Source organism: Bacillus sp. SIMBA_026, assembly GCF_046535335.1.
Lineage (GTDB): Bacteria > Bacillota > Bacilli > Bacillales > Bacillaceae > Bacillus > Bacillus velezensis.
Genome location: NZ_JAWRWX010000001.1, coordinates 263,816 through 277,875 on the forward strand (window position 1 = coordinate 263,816; position 14,060 = coordinate 277,875).

Annotated in this window: 18 protein-coding genes and 1 riboswitch; of the genes, 12 read left to right on the top strand and 6 right to left on the bottom strand. The window is 47.9% G+C overall.

Annotated features, from left to right (window positions below; all coding sequences use genetic code 11):
• Window positions 1-3 precede the first annotated feature (3 nt).
• On the top strand, window positions 4-897 hold the full coding sequence (locus SB847_RS01445) for an RluA family pseudouridine synthase (protein ID WP_044802815.1): 894 nt from the start codon (window positions 4-6) through the stop codon (window positions 895-897).
• A gap of 33 nt (window positions 898-930) precedes the next feature.
• Here SB847_RS01445 and prpE read toward each other — a convergent pair whose 3' ends face one another.
• Window positions 931-1,680 (bottom strand): bis(5'-nucleosyl)-tetraphosphatase PrpE, encoded by a 750-nt coding sequence (gene prpE / locus SB847_RS01450; RefSeq protein ID WP_022553552.1) that lies wholly within the window; start codon window positions 1,678-1,680, stop codon window positions 931-933.
• A gap of 229 nt (window positions 1,681-1,909) precedes the next feature.
• On the opposite strand from prpE, the gene SB847_RS01455 reads away from it, so the two are divergent.
• From SB847_RS01455 to SB847_RS01500, 10 genes are all read left to right on the top strand, one after another.
• A complete protein-coding gene (locus SB847_RS01455; protein WP_101670370.1) occupies window positions 1,910-3,754 on the top strand; it encodes a monovalent cation:proton antiporter family protein in 1,845 nt (614 codons plus the stop codon).
• Between the two features lie 53 nt (window positions 3,755-3,807).
• Window positions 3,808-3,916, top strand: a riboswitch (TPP riboswitch).
• Between the two features lie 87 nt (window positions 3,917-4,003).
• Window positions 4,004-4,711 (top strand): thiaminase II, encoded by a 708-nt coding sequence (tenA, locus tag SB847_RS01460; protein ID WP_410563173.1) that lies wholly within the window; start codon window positions 4,004-4,006, stop codon window positions 4,709-4,711.
• On the top strand, window positions 4,689-5,306 hold the full coding sequence (tenI, locus tag SB847_RS01465; protein ID WP_410562823.1) for a thiazole tautomerase TenI: 618 nt from the start codon (window positions 4,689-4,691) through the stop codon (window positions 5,304-5,306). The genes tenA and tenI overlap by 23 nt, the downstream gene beginning before the upstream one ends.
• Window positions 5,290-6,399 (top strand): glycine oxidase ThiO, encoded by a 1,110-nt coding sequence (thiO, locus tag SB847_RS01470; protein WP_410562821.1) that lies wholly within the window; start codon window positions 5,290-5,292, stop codon window positions 6,397-6,399. Before tenI ends, thiO begins: the two co-directional genes overlap by 17 nt.
• Entirely contained in the window at window positions 6,396-6,599 is a 204-nt protein-coding gene (gene thiS / locus SB847_RS01475; protein WP_310526861.1) for a sulfur carrier protein ThiS, read from the top strand. The genes thiO and thiS overlap by 4 nt, the downstream gene beginning before the upstream one ends.
• Window positions 6,596-7,366: a thiazole synthase gene (gene thiG / locus SB847_RS01480; protein WP_007610655.1), complete on the top strand. Its 771-nt coding sequence runs from the start codon at window positions 6,596-6,598 to the stop codon at window positions 7,364-7,366. The genes thiS and thiG overlap by 4 nt, the downstream gene beginning before the upstream one ends.
• A complete protein-coding gene (gene thiF / locus SB847_RS01485; RefSeq protein ID WP_410562817.1) occupies window positions 7,363-8,373 on the top strand; it encodes a thiazole biosynthesis adenylyltransferase ThiF in 1,011 nt (336 codons plus the stop codon). Before thiG ends, thiF begins: the two co-directional genes overlap by 4 nt.
• Window positions 8,374-8,395: 22 nt before the next feature.
• Complete coding sequence (thiD, locus tag SB847_RS01490) at window positions 8,396-9,208, top strand: bifunctional hydroxymethylpyrimidine kinase/phosphomethylpyrimidine kinase (RefSeq protein ID WP_045207126.1); 813 nt, start codon at window positions 8,396-8,398, stop codon at window positions 9,206-9,208.
• A 130-nt stretch (window positions 9,209-9,338) separates the two neighbouring features.
• A complete protein-coding gene (fabI, locus tag SB847_RS01495; protein ID WP_003155001.1) occupies window positions 9,339-10,115 on the top strand; it encodes an enoyl-ACP reductase FabI in 777 nt (258 codons plus the stop codon).
• Window positions 10,116-10,212: 97 nt separating this feature from the next.
• A complete protein-coding gene (locus tag SB847_RS01500; protein WP_007409092.1) occupies window positions 10,213-10,821 on the top strand; it encodes a CotO family spore coat protein in 609 nt (202 codons plus the stop codon).
• A 58-nt stretch (window positions 10,822-10,879) separates the two neighbouring features.
• Here SB847_RS01500 and cotZ read toward each other — a convergent pair whose 3' ends face one another.
• From cotZ to SB847_RS01525, 5 genes are all read right to left on the bottom strand, one after another.
• Complete coding sequence (gene cotZ, locus SB847_RS01505; protein WP_003154997.1) at window positions 10,880-11,323, bottom strand: spore coat protein CotZ; 444 nt, start codon at window positions 11,321-11,323, stop codon at window positions 10,880-10,882.
• 145 nt (window positions 11,324-11,468) lie between these two features.
• On the bottom strand, window positions 11,469-11,951 hold the full coding sequence (locus SB847_RS01510) for a CotY/CotZ family spore coat protein (RefSeq protein WP_003154995.1): 483 nt from the start codon (window positions 11,949-11,951) through the stop codon (window positions 11,469-11,471).
• Between the two features lie 150 nt (window positions 11,952-12,101).
• The gene (gene cotX, locus SB847_RS01515; protein WP_014417434.1) at window positions 12,102-12,602 is read right to left on the bottom strand and encodes a spore coat protein CotX; all 501 of its coding nucleotides are present in this window, start codon (window positions 12,600-12,602) and stop codon (window positions 12,102-12,104) included.
• A gap of 92 nt (window positions 12,603-12,694) precedes the next feature.
• Window positions 12,695-13,009 (bottom strand): spore coat protein, encoded by a 315-nt coding sequence (locus tag SB847_RS01520; RefSeq protein ID WP_265972193.1) that lies wholly within the window; start codon window positions 13,007-13,009, stop codon window positions 12,695-12,697.
• 37 nt (window positions 13,010-13,046) lie between these two features.
• Complete coding sequence (locus tag SB847_RS01525; RefSeq protein ID WP_014417436.1) at window positions 13,047-13,433, bottom strand: spore coat protein; 387 nt, start codon at window positions 13,431-13,433, stop codon at window positions 13,047-13,049.
• A 170-nt stretch (window positions 13,434-13,603) separates the two neighbouring features.
• Between SB847_RS01525 and SB847_RS01530 the strand changes: the two genes are divergently transcribed.
• Complete coding sequence (locus SB847_RS01530) at window positions 13,604-13,960, top strand: DUF1360 domain-containing protein (RefSeq protein WP_014417437.1); 357 nt, start codon at window positions 13,604-13,606, stop codon at window positions 13,958-13,960.
• Window positions 13,961-14,060: the final 100 nt, after the last annotated feature.

The following is a 14,060-nucleotide window of genomic DNA, read 5'->3' on the forward strand; positions in this document are numbered from 1 at the left end:
GGATTGGACAACTTTTTTATCCAAAAGAACATGACTGCCCGGGAAGCTGGCATGACGGTAAAAGAATATACGGCGCAGCTCGGCATTTCAAAGCGGCTTCTCGCTGACATTAAATTCGGCGGGGGAGACCTGCTTGTGAACGGAGAGCATGTAACCGTCCGCACCGTGTTAGCGGACGGAGATGTGCTTAAGATTGAATTTCCGAAGGAGCATGTGAGTGAAACGCTTTTGCCTGAGCCGGTTCCGCTTGATATTCTTTATGAAGATGACCATGTGCTTGTGGTCAATAAACAGCCGTATGTCTCCTCAATTCCATCAAGAGAACACCCGTCGGAAAGCATCGCTAACGGAGTGATCAGCCACTACCGAAAAAGCGGCGTACAATCAACGGTTCATCTTGTCACCCGCCTTGACAGGGATACATCGGGGGCGATGCTCATCGCCAAACATCGGCTGTCCCATTCTCTTTTGTCGGCAGCGCAGAAGAAGGGGCTTGTCAGCAGGCGGTATCTCGCTGTCGTACACGGGATCATGCTGCAGAAGGAAGGAACGGTGGACGCGCCCATCGGAAGAAAACACGACAGTATTATTGAGCGGATGGTAACGCCGGAGGGACAACGAGCGGTGACGCATTTTCAAACGGAAAAATCGGGACATGCGTTTACGCTTGCAGCCCTGCGGCTGGAAACGGGGCGGACGCATCAAATCCGGGTGCACATGAGCTACCTTGGCCATCCTTTAGTCGGTGATACATTGTACGGCGGAAAAAATGAGGGAATTGCGCGGCAGGCTCTTCACAGTGAGCGGCTTTCATTCGTACACCCCATGACCGGAGAAACGCTCGTTTTTCACGCTCCGGTGCCTGACGATATGAAAACATTAATTGAACACATGTAAAGCCCGAACCGTTTACCGGTTTCGGGCTTTTTTTCATGCCTCCCTGCCGTGATCCTCGCGAAATCGTGAAGCATCATAGGGCATTGAGCTTTCCACAGAGACGGTTTCATGCTCCGGAAAGCGAAAGCCTGTCAGTTGATTGCCGAAGACGCATCCTGTATCAATGTTGATTGTACGGTTGACGATCCGGGGGCGTTTTACCGGGGTATGGCCGTAAACAATCCATGCCTTGCCTTCGTAAGCGGCGGCCCAGTCTCTTCTGACGGGCCTGCCGTCGGGATACGTTTCACCCGTGATATCGCCGTACAGAACAAATTCTTTTACCTTACGCGAGTATTTACCGATATCGTCAGCTTTTATGCCGGCGTGGGCGACAACAAGATCGCCATTATGTAAAATGTCATAAAGCGGCGCTGACTCATATAATCGGATGAATTGTCTGGAGACTTCCGTTCTGTCGGCGGGAGACAGCTCTTTCAGTTCGGCTGCCGTCGTTTCCAGTCCGTGCATCACTTTTACGGGGTTTCCTTTTAAGTAACGATACAGTTTGTTGCAATGATTTCCCGGGACATAACGGACGGCTCCTTTTTCATATGCTTTTGCCGCAAAACGCATCACTTCTACGGATTTTGGGCCTCTGTCCGTTAAATCCCCCGCAAAGACAAGTGTCCTGCCTTCAGAATGAACGGGCGTTCCGTCTTTCACTTCATATCCGAGCTTTTGCATTAACGCGATCATTTCGTCATAACATCCGTGTATATCGCTGATGATGTCATAAGCCATTCGTGTCAGCCTCCTTATTAACGGTTTTTTATTTATTATGGGGCTAATTCCTATACCTAATTACGCTGTTTTTGCACAAATTAAAAAAAGAATTAAAGAAATAAAGCCTTATCACTTTTTTTTCGCGTTCAGCCTTGTTAGAATATGCGTTATGTTTTTAAAAAAAAGTAAGGTTTCGCCCGCTTTAAAGCGGGCTTTTATAACCCTTGTTTTAAGGAGGTATTTACAAATGGAACACACATCAGTCGCATCTTTAGTCGTCGTTCTGATCGTCGCTTTTTTGACGCCGCTCCTTTTACATCGGTTTAAGCTCAGCATCCCCGTCGTCGTCGCGGAGATCATCATGGGGCTTATTATCGGAAAAAGCGGCCTGAATCTTGTCGTTCAGGGAGATACGTGGCTGGAGACGCTGTCTGTTCTCGGCTTTATCTTTTTAATGTTTTTAAGCGGCTTGGAAATTGATTTTTCTTCATTTGAGAAAGGGAAGAAAAAACAATTCCTTCCGAATGGCAAGGAAGCGCCCAACACGTTTTCTGCCGCACTGATTATCTTTTTCGGCATCTTTATTTTATCATTGCTGCTGTCCTATGCCTTTGTATTAGCCGGTTTTATACAAAACGCATTTTTAATGACGCTTATTATTTCGACGATATCACTCGGTGTGGTGGTCCCGACTTTAAAGGAAGAACGGATCATGAACTCCAATATCGGCCAGATCATCCTGCTTGTCGCCGTTATCGCGGACTTGGCTACGATGATTCTGCTCGCTTTTTTCTCTTCTCTTTACGGAGAAGACAGCGGAAATATGTGGCTTCTGTTGATTCTCTTTGCCGCGGGGGTCGTGCTGTATTTCTTCGGCAGGATCTTTAAACACCGTTCATTTGTGCAGTCGATGTCTAAAGGCACCGTGCAGATCGGGACGAGAGCCATTTTCACACTGATTATCGTGCTTGTCGCTTTATCGGAATCTCTCGGGGCGGAAAATATTCTCGGCGCGTTTTTGGCAGGCGTTCTGGTATCGCTTCTGTCTCCGAATAAAGAAATGGTGGAACAGCTGGATTCATTCGGCTACGGGTTTTTAATTCCGATCTTTTTCGTCATGGTCGGGGTGAAATTGGACATTTGGACGCTTTTCCAAGATCCGAAAACATTAACGATGATTCCGCTGCTTCTGCTTGCGCTGTTTATCAGCAAAATGTTTCCGGTGTTTTATTTAAAGAAATGGTATGACAAAAGAACCGTGTTTGCTTCGGGCTTTTTGCTGACGTCCACGCTGTCGCTTGTTATCGCGGCGGCTACGATCGGAGAAAGGCTCCACATTATCAGCGCCAATATGTCCGGCGCGCTGACTTTAGTTGCGGTTATTGCCAGCATCATCACGCCGATCGGCTTTAAGAAATTATACAAACGGCAAAGTGCGCCGCAGGAAAAAAAGCGCATTACATTTATCGGCGCCAACCAAATGACACTTCCGGTTACGCTGGAATTGCCTGGGGAGGAATATGAAGTACGGGTCGTCCATGTGTATCAGGAAAATGCCGGGGAAACGCTTGCGGAATCCGTTTTTTCGGTTGACACGATTTCTGATTACGAGCCCGGCACGCTTGAGTCGCACGGTATTTTCAAAACGGATATTCTTGTCGTGGCGACGGGAAATGAAGATGTGAACGCCGAAATCGCCTTAATAGCGAAAGAGAAAGGGACTGAGCGTATCATCGCAAGCGTCGGCTCGGTTGAGCATGAAACAAAACTGAAAGAAGAGGGCATCAGTATTTTTTCTATCCTTCTGTCTACAAAGACACTCTTGCGTGCATTAATTGAGGCGCCGGGCGTGATGAGCCTCCTGACGAATGAGGAGTCTTCGTTATATCAGATCAATCTGGAAAACCCGGCGTATAACGGCATCATTCTGCGGGAATTTCCGCTGATGGGCGATGTGATTTTCGTCCGGATTTTCAGAGGTGTGGACAGCATCGTTCCGCACGGAGACACGCGGCTGAAAACAGGAGACCGTCTCATCGTCACGGGCTCGCGCAACTACGTGTCGGAACTGAGAAAAATTCTTGAAGCTTGACCAAATTGCAATTCGTGATAATATAGAAGGCATAACAAATAAATCATTAATCGTATGACCACTAGGGGTGTCCTTCATAAGGGCTGAGATAAAAGTGAGACTTTTAGACCCTCATAACTTGAACAGGTTCAGACCTGCGTAGGGAAGTGGAGCGGTATTTTTTTGGGGTTCCTTTTATCCATTTAAATTCCAAACCACTTTTCCGATGCGGGAAAGTGGTTTTTTTATTTTAACAGGGGGGAAGACATGATGACATTTTCTGAAGAATGCAGACTGGCGGCTGCCGAATGGTGGGACGGAAGTTTTGTTCATCCGTTTGTAACGGGAATCGGTGACGGAAGCCTGCCGATAGACCGTTTCAGCTATTACGTGCTGCAAGATTCCTACTATTTGACGCATTTTGCAAAAGTTCAGGCGTTCGGCGCCGCATATGCCGAAGACTTGTTTACGACGGGCAGGATGGCGGGCCACGCTCAAGGGACATATGAAGCGGAAATGGCGCTGCACCGCGAGTTTACGGAGCTTTTAGGGATTACGGAAGAAGAGCGTGCGGCATTTAAACCGGCACCGACAGCCTATTCTTATACGTCTCATATGTACAGATCGGTGATGAGCGGCAATTTTGGAGAAATATTAGCTGCGCTTCTGCCCTGTTATTGGCTTTATTATGAAGTCGGCGAACACTTAAAGGAGTGCAAACCGGAGCATCCGATTTATGAAAAATGGATCGGTACATACGGCGGAGACTGGTTCAGACAGCAAGTCGAAGAACAGATCAGCCGTTTTAACGAGATTGCTGAAAACAGCACAGAGGACATCCGCGCGAAAATGAAAGAGAATTTCGTGATTTCAAGCTATTATGAATATCAATTTTGGGGAATGGCCTATCAAAAAGAAGGCTGGTCCGAGAAGGGCGGAAAAGAGGTGGAATCTTTTGGAGCTGCACGCGGTAACTGATAATCGCAAACCCGTTGCCGAGCTGGCCGAGGATATCCTTTCGATTCAGCGCGAAGTAAGCTTTATCCATATCCGTGAGCGGGATAAAACAGCGGGAGAGCTCATGCAGCTTTTGTCCCTTTTGAAAAAGGGCGGTGCGGATAAGGACAAATTGATTATCAATGACAGGGCGGATATCGCGCTTTTTGCCAACATACACCGTGTTCAGCTTCCGTCCCGCAGCTTTTCCGTAAAGCAGGTGCGAAGCAGATTTCCCCATCTTCATATCGGACGTTCGGTTCATTCGCTGAAAGAAGCCATCCAAGCTGAAAAGGAAGATGCGGATTATGTGGTGTTCGGCCATGTATTTGAAACCGAATGTAAACAAGGACTTGAAGCAAGAGGCATCAGCCTGCTTTCAGAGATCAAACGCACGCTTTCCATCCCCGTCATCGCAATCGGCGGAATGACACTGCAGACGATCGGACACACAAAGCAGGCGAAACCGGACGGAATTGCCGTCATGTCAGGTATTTTCTCAGCTGAAAATCCTGAGGAGGCGGCAAAACGGTATGCACGCGCGGTAAGGGAGGCCGATTATGAAGAAGCACTATGATACGGCGGTGATCGGCGGCGGAATTATCGGGTGCGCCATTTCTTATGAGCTGGCGAAGACGCAGCAGAACGTTGTCTTGCTTGAAGCCGGAGAAGTCGGCCGAAAAACGACAAGCGCTGCCGCGGGAATGCTGGGCGCTCATGCGGAATGTGAAAACCGGGATGCGTTTTTTGATTTTGCCATGCACAGTCAAAGGCTGTATGAAACGGCGGGACAAGAGCTTGAGGAAGCTTGCGGCATTGACATCAGGCGCCATAACGGCGGAATGCTTAAACTGGCGTATACCGAAGAAGATATCGCCCGTCTACGGAAGATGGATGATCTACCTTCCGTCACTTGGCTTTCAGCGAAAGATGCCCTTGAAAAAGAGCCTTACGCTTCAAAAGACATTCTCGGCGCAAGTTTTATAAAAGACGATATCCATGTCGAACCGTACTATGTCTGCAAAGCGTATGCAAAAGGAGCGCGGCGCTATGGCGCTGATATATATGAGCATACACAAGTCACCTCCGTAAAACGGGTGAACGGAGAATATTGCATCACAACGTCCGGCGGGGATGTTTACGCTGACAAAGTCGCAGTTGCAAGCGGTGTATGGAGCGGCCGGTTTTTCAGCCAGCTTGGCTTGGGACAGCCTTTTTTTCCTGTGAAAGGAGAATGCCTTTCCGTGTGGAATGACGATACCCCGCTGACCAAAACTCTTTACCATGATCATTGTTATGTTGTCCCGAGAAAAAGCGGCCGGCTTGTCATCGGCGCCACGATGAAACAGGGCGACTGGAGCGATACGCCTGACATCGGAGGAATTGAGGCCGTCATTGCAAAAGCGAAAACCATGCTTCCCGCCATCGAACATATGAAAATAGACCGGTTTTGGGCGGGTCTCAGGCCGGGAACAAGAGACGGAAAGCCGTTTATCGGGCGGCATCCTGAAGACAGCGGCATCATCTTCGCCGCCGGCCATTTTCGGAACGGCATCCTGTTGGCGCCGGCAACGGCTGAAATGGTGCGGGATATGATCATGGAAAGACAGATTAAACAGGAATGGGAAGAAGCGTTTCGAATTGATCGCAAGGAGGCTGTTCATATATGATCCTTCAGCTGAACGGAAAACAAATTGATTGGAATCGAAATGAGGGGACGGTTCAGGATTTGCTTGAATCGTACCAGCTCGATCAAAGAATCGTAGTTGTGGAGAGAAATAAAGAAATCATTGAAAAAAAGAATTATGAAAAGACGAGTTTGTGTGACCGCGATGTCATAGAAATTGTCCATTTTGTAGGAGGCGGATGAGGATGTTAACAATAGGCGGAAAACAGTTTCAGTCAAGATTGCTGTTAGGAACGGGAAAATATCCGAGTTTTGAGATTCAGAAAGAGGCGGTGGCCGTCTCGGAATCAGATATTTTAACCTTTGCGGTGCGGAGGATGAACATCTTTGAAGAGTCTCAGCCTAACTTTCTCGAACAGCTTGATTTGTCTAAATACACGCTTCTGCCGAATACGGCCGGCGCCGCAACGGCTGAAGAGGCGGTCCGAATCGCAAGGCTTGCCAAAGCTTCAGGGCTTTGTGACATGATAAAAGTAGAAGTCATCGGATGCAGCCGGTCACTTTTGCCTGATCCGGTTGAAACGCTGAAAGCATCAGAACAGCTGCTCGAAGAGGGATTTATCGTGCTTCCGTATACGTCAGATGATGTCGTGCTCGCAAGACGTCTTGAGGAGCTCGGAGTGCATGCCATTATGCCGGGCGCTTCGCCGATCGGTTCCGGTCAGGGAATTTTAAATCCGCTGAATCTATCCTTTATCATTGAACAGGCGAAGGTGCCGGTCATTGTCGATGCCGGCGTCGGATCTTCAAAAGACGCCGCCTACGCGATGGAGCTCGGGGCAGACGGCGTGCTGTTAAATACCGCTGTGTCAGGCGCTGATGATCCGGTTAAGATGGCCAGGGCGATGAAGCTTGCCGTAGAAGCGGGCCGCCTTTCTTATGAAGCCGGGAGAATTCCGGTGAAAGATTACGGAACTGCAAGCAGTCCGCGAGACGGTCTTCCGGTATGACGGACAGATATTCCAGACAGGAGCTGTTTCAGCCGATCGGTCCCTCCGGCCAAGAGAAGCTCCGGTCGTCTCACGCCGTGATTATCGGCGCGGGTGCGCTTGGGACGGCAAGTGCGGAGATGCTTGTCAGAGCAGGGGTCGGGAAGGTAACGATCGCTGACAGAGATTATGTGGAGTGGAGTAATCTCCAGCGCCAGCAGCTTTATACCGAAGACGATGTCAGACAGGAAATGCCGAAAGCCGCGGCGGCTGAAAAACGGCTTCGATCTATAAATAGTGATGTAGAGGTCGAGGGATTTGTCATGGATGTCACTGCGGAAAACGCACCCGGATTGATTCGCGGCGCCTCCCTCATCGTGGATGCCGCCGACAACTTTGAAACGAGGCTGATTGTGAATGATGCGGCTGTACAGAAAGGGATTCCCTTTCTGTACGGCGCCTGTGTCGGCAGCTACGGGCTCTCTTTTACCGTCATTCCCGGTGTCACGCCGTGCCTTCACTGTCTGCTTGAAACATTGCCTTTAGGCGGTATGACATGCGATACGGCGGGAATCATCAGCCCGGCTGTATTGCAGACGGCCGTTTTTCAGGCAGCAGATGCGCTGAAGCTGTTAACGGGCGGATCTATCGAGCATGTTCTCCGCTCCTTTGATTTATGGAAAAATGAACGGTCGGAAATAAACGTCGGCCGTCTTAAGTCGGCTGATTGCCCAAGCTGCGGCACAAACGATTTTCCGTTTTTATCCTATGAAAATCAGACAAAAGCGGCGGTTCTGTGCGGGCGGAACACGGTGCAGATCAGAACGGGGATCTCCGAACAGTTTGATCTGCAAAAACTTGCGGGACAGCTCAGACAGGCAGGGCTTGATGTTTCAGCCAACCCGTATTTAATTTCGTTTTGCACAGACAATTTCAAGATGGTACTGTTTCGTGACGGCAGAGCATTAATACACGGCACAAGTGATATCAGCAGAGCGAAATCCTTTTATCATAAATGGATCGGATAATGCGAAAGGAGCGAAAAACATCATGAGCATATGCAAAGCATTGACGATTGCCGGATCAGATTCAGGAGGCGGCGCCGGTATACAGGCGGATCTCAAAACCTTTCAGGAGCTCGGCGTTTTCGGGATGTCAGCCATTACAGCGGTAACCGCCCAGAACACTTTGGGCGTCCACGGCATTTATCCGCTCACCCGGGAAGCGCTGGGCAGCCAGATTGACGCGGTAGCGGAAGATTTGCGGCCTGACGCTGTAAAAACAGGAATGCTGTGGAGCGCGGAAATGATTGCGGAAATTGCGGAAAAAACGGATCAGTACGGGCTTGATCATGTCATCACCGACCCCGTCATGATTGCCAAAGGAGGCGCTTCCCTGCTGCGTGAGGAATCTCAGGCCGCGTTAAAAGAGCTGTTAATTCCGCGCAGCTATGCGGTGACGCCGAATGTTCCGGAAGCTGAGGTATTGACGGGAATGGAAATCCGCACGTTTGAGGACCGGAAAAAAGCGGCCGAATGCCTTTGCAAGCTTGGTGCAAAGCATGTCATCATAAAAGGCGGACACCAGCCTGAACAGGGGAGGATCGTTGATTTATTATTTGACGGTTCGTCTTTTACCCAAATCAGCCACGCTTATATTGACACGAAACACACCCACGGAACAGGCTGCACGTTCGCAGCCGCGCTGACGGCGGAAACGGCAAAGGGGAAAAACATTCAGACCGCGTTTGAGACAGCCGTCAATTTTGTGCGGGAAGCCGTGGAACATACGCTTGGCATCGGTGCGGGACACGGCCCGACCAATCATTTTGCCTTTAAAAGGAACAGTCTGCAGACGAGATAAAAAAGAGACCGCTTCAACATCCGCGGTCTTTTTCCCATGCTTTCAATCTGGACAAGGTTATGATATGATAAAAATTAAGATCAGGTACTAAAACTATGTCTTTAAGACGATTACAGGAGGCTTTATACATATGAATTTCTCACTTGAAGGCCGCAACATCGTTGTGATGGGCGTTGCCAATAAACGCAGTATCGCATGGGGAATCGCCCGTTCGCTGCATGAAGCCGGAGCGCGCCTCATTTTCACTTACGCGGGAGAGCGCTTGGAAAAATCAGTTCATGACCTTGCGGCTACATTAGAAAGAAATGATTCCATCATCCTTCCGTGTGATGTGACAAATGACGCTGAGATTGAAACTTGCTTTGCGAGCATTAAAGAGCAGGTCGGCGTGATTCACGGCATCGCGCACTGCATCGCGTTCGCAAACAAAGAAGAGCTTGTCGGCGAATATTTAAATACGAACCGCGAAGGATTCCTGCTTGCGCATAACATCAGTTCTTACTCTCTGACAGCGGTCGCAAAAGCGGCGCGTCCGATTATGACTGAAGGCGGAAGCATCGTTACACTCACTTACCTCGGCGGAGAGCGCGTCGTTTCAAACTATAACGTAATGGGCGTGGCAAAAGCGTCTCTTGATGCGAGCGTCAGATATTTAGCCGCTGACTTAGGAAAAGAAAACATCCGCGTCAACAGCATTTCAGCAGGACCGATCCGTACGCTGTCTGCAAAAGGAATCAGTGATTTCAACTCTATCCTGAAAGAAATTGAAGAGCGCGCGCCGCTGCGCCGCACGACAACACCTGAAGAAGTGGGCGACACGGCTGCATTCTTGTTCAGTGACCTGTCAAGAGGCATCACGGGCGAAAATCTTCACGTTGATTCAGGATTCCATATTACCGCACGTTAAATAACAAGCAGTCCCTTTCAGGGATTGCTTTTTTCTTTCTTCTGATTTTAATCATTCCGTCATATAAATAAAACATGACAGAATCGGAGGGATGAAGATGTCAAAACAAAACAGAAACGCGGAAAAAAAACCGCTCATGTATATTGTTCAGGCGGATTATTCAGACACGCAATCATCAATGCAGGACATATTAATCAAAAAAAGGAAAGCGCCTCAGCCGCCGGAAGAAGAGCCGATGCATGGAAAGCGGGAGGAAGAATGTCAAACTCAGCCTGAAGGAGCAGTGGCTGTCGAACCAGAAAAGCAAGTACCTGAACAGCACAGCCGCGCAGAAGAAGCCGTTCAAGAAGTTCCGGCGCAAGCGGAGCAGGACACTGCCAAGCCTGACGCCGCTAAAAAAGAGCCTGATGCCGCTGAAAAAGAGCCTGAAGCGGTTCACAATGCCGCCCCAGAGGAAAAGGTTCCGCCAAAGCGCGTGAAAAAGCCGATGAGCAGAATGTCCATTCTTGAAAAAATTGATTTCTTAACGAAGCTGCCGCATAATATGCCGCGGACCCTTTGTCTGATAGAAGCCAACGGGAAAACCTACAGAGGCGTAATCGTCGGCAGAAAAAATAATGCGATCTTCCTGCGGACGACAAGCAACGGAGCGCCGGCAGAACTCGCAATAGACGATATTACCTCGCTGCATCCGCTTGGATTTTAACCATACAAAAAGCTGCCTGAATTCTTTAATCCGGCAGCTTATTTTTATGCTTTTTGATTTAAGAATGTGTGCGGTTGATCAGTCTCGGGTTCAGGCAATTGATGGCGCAGAAGCTATGGAGATCGACTTCAACGCAATAGTTCGTTTTTTCTAAACGGAATACATCGCAGAGAGAGTCTTTATCTGTAAAATCAAGAATGTGCTTATGCTCGTCAAAAGCAATAAGCAGACTTAATGTGGCACAGCCGTCACAGACCCTTTCAACTCTGAAAAAAACGGTGTTAAAACACGGACCGTTATCCAGCTCGCCGACATTTCCGAATGCGGTAAACGGTGATGATTTAGAAGTGAAAAGCACAAACGGCACTGTATCGCCTAATGAAAAACCCGGCGATAAAAGGTTGGAATAGCATCCGGCCGGGCAATCTTCCTCAACCGCATTTTGCAGGTCTTCAATATTTTCTACCGCTTCACGCACACAGTATGTTGTATGCTTGCTCATAATATCCCTCCTGACTTCACGTTTTATATACCGGATTAAACGATATCGGAGAGTCAGCCGCCCGGAAGTCCGGGCGGGCTGATGATTGCATCTGTAATAGAAGGTTGGAAGGGGATTCTTCTTTAGGAAAGATGCGAATCAATGACTATCCGTGATGCTTTTTCTCTTTGTGCGGCTCAGGCCGGTCAACAAGCTCCGGTGAAAGGCATTGAATGGCGCTGAAGCAGCTCAGATCAACTTCAATGCAAAAATCTGTTTTTTCTAAACCGAAGAAATCCGGGTCACAAGGATGGCAGACGCTGAGGGTGTCGCCGTGCACATCTACGGGGCGCAATACTGAAAGCGTTGCGCAGCAATCACAAACTCTTTCTGCCCGGAAGAAAATAGACTCGAAGCACTGGCTGTCATCCGCAAATCCTCCGACGTTCCCGAATGTGGAGAACAAACCGCCTTTTTTATCAAACAAGAGAAACGGGATGGTATCTTTACCGGTAACCGTCGGGCTTAACAGATTGGTATAGCATCCAGTCGGGCATTGTTCTTCAACAGCCTCTTGTTCTGCTAAAATCTTCTCGACTGCATCGCATACACAACTTTCATCTCGGCCATGGTGTTTTCCGCAGCTCATGGATTTCAGCTCCTTCTTTTAGGGTATTTGACTTTTGTCTTTAACAACATATGTACGCGAGCCTCACTTGGTGTGGGTGAACGTCTATATATTCATCATATGCGGAGAAAATAAGAAAAAGCAGAGCATTTTTAGCTCTGCTTTTTCTTTTTAGAGGATCAGGGTGATGACTAAGATGGCAACCAGTGTATTTGTCGCTGTTGAGATCAACACTGCGATATCGGCATCTACTGTTGTCACGTTTACGCCGCGGGAGTTTTCGATGAGCAGTTTTTGACGGTTGATTTGTTTGTTAGCTGTTAGCTGCAATAAGTCTTGTGCGACCAATTCAGCGATGACTCCGTCAGCGATTGAAGTGAGAGTGGCTGTTACGACTGCTGCATTAAGAGCTGTCATGACTGAAGCGACTGCCTGAACGTCTGTTGACGTTACGTTAATATCACAAGAGTCTCTGATAATAATCGCTTCTTCAGAAACTTGTTTGTTGAGATTCGCTTGAGCCAGGTCCTGGTCGATGAAGGCATTATCTTCGCCGAATCCGTTTCCGTTACAGCAAACACTGCATCTTCTGCCTTCTTTTTCTTCTTTTTCTTCTCGCGGATGTTCGCATTCAGGATCAAGTGCAACCCAAGAGTATGGTCTGCTTTCCATATCTATTCCTCCTTTTCTTTTACTAATATTAAATGAGCCGGCCCCTTACTTTGACTCAGGCATCTATCCTGATAAAAATCACTATTTTTTAGTTATTGACCGGGATTTTGGCGTCTTTGCCGGAGCTGTTCGATTAATTGTTCTCTGCGGGTTTTTGGATTTGTCTGCTGTTCTTGCGCTTTTTCCTGCTCTTTTTTCTGTTTCTGGCTTTCAAGAAAAGCTTCTGATTTCGCCTGCATGTCTTTGACTAATGCGATCAGCATTTCTTTTTCTTCATCAGGGATATCCCGCATTTTATCCTTTGTCACGCCGTGTTTTTTGAAGACATTGCTGACAAGCACTTTTAAAAGCGGATCCACTTCTGGTAGACTTTCGAGTTCTTTTTTTAATTTTTCGTTATCTGCCATTTGTTCTCACCTCTATTTAAATATTTGAAAAGAAAGGTTAAAGGATGTCTAGTTCAGCAAAAAGTATATTTAATAATTGAAACAAAGTTTGTACAAAGGCCATGATATCGTCTGCTGTCAGTGTGATTTTGACATTGCGGCTGTTAATGACTTGAATGAGGGTTCGCTTTTTTATTTGGCAATCATCGAGGATCAGCAGTTCGGTTGCCATTTGGTCGGCTGTGTCTTCATCTGCGATCGCGAGCTGTGTCGCAAGGATAATCGCCGTAGTAACTGAAGCTTGTATTGAAAGAGCGGCCGTTATAAGTGTTGTATCTATTGTGACATTTTCGCAATCAATCACTTCGATCTTCTGCTCGAATTCGTTGGATAATTGTTCGAATATTTGAGGTTGCAGTGTTTCGACTTTTTCTTCAAACGACATAACCTTCACTCCTTTCTCATTCATACTTTATATAATGCAAATGAAACGCCGAGCGGAATAAGAAAAACAACTAAATCGCACCTATTTTTTTACCGGACAAGGTGCGATTCATGAAGATCAGGGTTTTCGCATATGTATAAAGAGGTCAAGTTTTGAAAAGGAGTGAACAGGTGGTTATCAATTGGCTTTCATTTATTCTGTTATCGTTTGCCGTTTTCCGGCTGGCCAGGCTTTTCGTATTTGACACCATTATGGCGCCGCTTCGGAGCCTTTTTCACGAGGAAAAAACAGAAACCGCACCAGACGGCACGACAGAAACCTACATTGTCATAAAAGGAAAAGGCATCAGGGCATTTATCGGTGAACTTCTCAGCTGCTATTGGTGTACGGGCGTATGGTGTGCCGCCTTTTTAATTGCGGCGCAGATTGTGGTACCCGAGGCTGCGCAATGGCTGATTTTGCTGTTAGCCATAGCCGGCGCGGCCGGGATCATTGAAGCTGCGGTTTCTCGTCTTCTGCAGGAATAAGGCGGTTCCACCAGCAACTTACCGTCACTTTCGGCATAAACTGGCATATATGACATAAGGAAAGGAAGGATCACCATGAATCAATCAAGCAAACCTTCCC

Coding starts and splice junctions, on each gene's coding strand:
- SB847_RS01525 (WP_014417436.1), bottom strand. CDS start 13,433: ATGTCGTTTGAAGAAAAAGTCGAAACACTGCAACCTCAAATATTCGAA.
- tenA (WP_410563173.1), top strand. CDS start 4,004: ATGACATTTTCTGAAGAATGCAGACTGGCGGCTGCCGAATGGTGGGAC.
- thiO (WP_410562821.1), top strand. CDS start 5,290: ATGAAGAAGCACTATGATACGGCGGTGATCGGCGGCGGAATTATCGGG.
- prpE (WP_022553552.1), bottom strand. CDS start 1,680: ATGGCTTATGACATCATCAGCGATATACACGGATGTTATGACGAAATG.
- cotX (WP_014417434.1), bottom strand. CDS start 12,602: ATGGAAAGCAGACCATACTCTTGGGTTGCACTTGATCCTGAATGCGAA.
- SB847_RS01500 (WP_007409092.1), top strand. CDS start 10,213: ATGTCAAAACAAAACAGAAACGCGGAAAAAAAACCGCTCATGTATATT.
- SB847_RS01510 (WP_003154995.1), bottom strand. CDS start 11,951: ATGAGCTGCGGAAAACACCATGGCCGAGATGAAAGTTGTGTATGCGAT.
- thiS (WP_310526861.1), top strand. CDS start 6,396: ATGATCCTTCAGCTGAACGGAAAACAAATTGATTGGAATCGAAATGAG.
- fabI (WP_003155001.1), top strand. CDS start 9,339: ATGAATTTCTCACTTGAAGGCCGCAACATCGTTGTGATGGGCGTTGCC.
- thiG (WP_007610655.1), top strand. CDS start 6,596: ATGAGGATGTTAACAATAGGCGGAAAACAGTTTCAGTCAAGATTGCTG.
- thiF (WP_410562817.1), top strand. CDS start 7,363: ATGACGGACAGATATTCCAGACAGGAGCTGTTTCAGCCGATCGGTCCC.
- thiD (WP_045207126.1), top strand. CDS start 8,396: ATGAGCATATGCAAAGCATTGACGATTGCCGGATCAGATTCAGGAGGC.
- SB847_RS01520 (WP_265972193.1), bottom strand. CDS start 13,009: ATGGCAGATAACGAAAAATTAAAAAAAGAACTCGAAAGTCTACCAGAA.
- SB847_RS01455 (WP_101670370.1), top strand. CDS start 1,910: ATGGAACACACATCAGTCGCATCTTTAGTCGTCGTTCTGATCGTCGCT.
- cotZ (WP_003154997.1), bottom strand. CDS start 11,323: ATGAGCAAGCATACAACATACTGTGTGCGTGAAGCGGTAGAAAATATT.